Source organism: Paenibacillus xylanexedens (assembly GCF_007676705.1).
In the GTDB taxonomy this organism is placed as follows: Bacteria; Bacillota; Bacilli; order Paenibacillales; family Paenibacillaceae; genus Paenibacillus; species Paenibacillus xylanexedens_C.
The window spans coordinates 1-218 of record NZ_VEBF01000975.1; the positions used below are offsets into that span (position 1 = coordinate 1).

Here is a 218-nt window from a genome sequence, read left to right on the forward strand (position 1 = left end):
GAGAGGTGAGGTGAACGGGATTTTAAAATATGGAGAAAAGGTGAATGAGGTGGATACAGAAGAGATGGAAGGGAGGAGTGAGGTTGTGGAGGTAAGGAATGTTATGGGTGATGATGAGAGGAAAGAAAGGGTGTGGATTGAAGAGGTGATGGGGAATGGAGGGGAAGTCATCCGGGTGGGTGGGGACAGTCAGGGATTGTAGGTGTTGGAGGGTATAG

At 49.1% G+C, this 218-nt stretch carries 1 protein-coding gene; it reads left to right on the forward strand.

What is annotated here, in order from left to right:
- Nucleotides 1–202 (forward strand): Asp-tRNA(Asn)/Glu-tRNA(Gln) amidotransferase subunit GatC (locus FS628_RS32495; RefSeq protein WP_260871266.1); only part of this gene is annotated, 202 nt, incomplete at its 5' end.
- Nucleotides 203–218 lie beyond the last annotated feature (16 nt).